At 60.3% G+C, this 2,033-nt stretch carries 1 protein-coding gene and 1 pseudogene; both read left to right on the top strand.

The genetic code is table 11. From position 1 onward, the window contains the following. Nucleotides 1–1,169 (top strand): annotated as a pseudogene (locus VN856_RS14965) (hypothetical protein); the annotation flags it as partial. Between the two features lie 96 nt (nucleotides 1,170–1,265). Beyond that, nucleotides 1,266–2,033, top strand: a 768-nt coding sequence (locus VN856_RS14960; RefSeq protein ID WP_325690336.1) for a DUF2254 domain-containing protein, incomplete at its 3' end; no start/stop codon positions are given.

Genomic DNA, 2,033 nt, shown 5'->3' with positions numbered 1-2,033 from the left:
CCTACGCCACCCACGCCACTCCCTTTGTCGCTGGATATCCGTCGATGCTTTCCGAGATTGGCCGCGCGGTTTTCGGTAGCGGGATGATCGGACACATCCTGTATTTGCTACTGCAAGCAGCAAGCGCCGCCATCCTCTACAACGGCGCCAACACCAGCTTCAACGGCTTTCCCGCTTTGGCCAACTTCGTTGCCGAAGACCGCTTCCTACCTAGACCGCTGATGAAACGTGGTCATCGCCTGGTGTTTTCGAACGCCATCATCGTGTTGACAGCCCTTGCACTGATCCTGCTGGTGGCAACCGGCGGCTCGGTCAACGCGCTAGTGCCGTTGTTCGCCATGGGGGTGTTCAGCGCCTTCGCGATGGCCGGATTCGGGATGACCAAATATCATCTGACACATCGCGACCGCGGTTGGCGTTCCAAGCTGATGGTCAATTTCTCCGCGGGAGTCTTGTCTGCGCTCGTCGTGGGGATCTTCGCCGTGGCCAAGTTCACAGAGGGCGCATGGCTGATCGTTGTTGTGTTCCCCGTCCTGGTGTTCGTGCTCATCCGGCTCAACCGCCAGTACCGCGCCGAGGCGTCCGTGCTGGACATGGGTGCCACCGAGCAACCACGGTTCGACAGGCATTCGAAACACCAGGTGTTCGTCCTCGTGGATTCGGTGGACCTCGCCGAAATCGAAGCAATGCGTTATGCAAAGAGCTTGCATGCCGAAACGCTGACTGCGGTGCATTTTGTCTTGGACCCCGCTCGCGCGAAGTCGTTGCGAAACTTTTGGGATCGTTTTGAGCACGACACGCAACTGCTGATGATCGAGTGCCCGCACCGCCATCTGGGTCTGGCAGCTCAAGAGTTGGTACTAGACGTGCTCGGCAGCGACCTAGATGCCAGGGTCACGGTGTTGTTGCCCAGGCGGACATACTCTCCGCTGGTGGGCCGTTTGCTGCACGATCGCTCAGCCGACAAGATCGCGCGGCTCATCAGCCGAATCCCGGGAGCGAGCGCGCAGATAGCGGCCTTCGACGTTGAGTCCCGGGTAGCACGCGCGACCCGGATGCGACGCCTCAAACTTGCACCGTTGTCTGGGCCGACGCCTGCCGCAAAGGCGACGACCGGCTCTCCCGAAGCGGTGGCGCGGGCCTCGGCATCGACAATCTCCGGTCGTTGAACTGATCGGAAAGGATTGGTGGTGAACGGTGATGAGAAGTAAGCGGATTCATGAGCCTTATGGCACGGCTGGTTGGCAACTCGCGGTGGTGTTGTGATGTTTGGTCACGCCTACCTGGAGGCCGATTGGCGGCGAGAGGCGCTGCGGACCAACCTTTGGGTCGTCCCGGCGCTCGAAACATTCGGTATATCGTTTCTTTTCGCCGCGACATACGCAGCGGACCGCGCGTCCTACGACGGTTTGATCCAGTTCCCCTCTTGGGTCCTCAACGGCACCGCCGATACCGCACGAGTCATCCTGACGACAGTTTCCGCGGCGATCATTACGGTCATCGGAATCGTCTTCTCAATCACCATCGTCGTCCTGACCCTCGCCTCGACTCAATTCGGGCCGAGGATGCTGCGTAACTGCGTGCGCGACATCGGAACGCAGCTGGCGCTAGGGGCTTTCGTTGCGACGTTCTGCTACGCGATGATCACGCTGGTCTCGGTCGGTGGCGGCTCGCATGGTGATTTCGTCCCGCATCTGTCGATCACGGTAGCGTTGATGCTCACGATGGCGAACGTGGGTGTGCTGATCTACTTCCTCAACCACGTCGCCTCGATGATCCAGCTTCCCGTCGTGATCGCACAGATCGCAAAAACGCTCAACGCTGAAATTGAGGCACAAAACCGCGGGACTTTAGCTCGCGGCAGCGTGCAGCGCGGCCCGTCATGCGACGAATTGCTGGCTCGGCTGGCTGAATCCGGCGCACCGATCCGCACTCCGCGCAGCGGATATTTGCAGGTGATTGGAATTGAGCGGCTGGTGCGGGTCGCCGCGAAAGCCGACGCGGTGGTCCAATTACCCTATCGCCCAGGGCAT

This window comes from Mycobacterium sp., assembly GCF_035603715.1.
Classification (GTDB): Bacteria; Actinomycetota; Actinomycetes; order Mycobacteriales; family Mycobacteriaceae; genus Mycobacterium.
The sequence above is the reverse complement of the archived record's forward strand: the minus strand, read 5'-3'. Positions and strand labels throughout refer to the sequence as shown.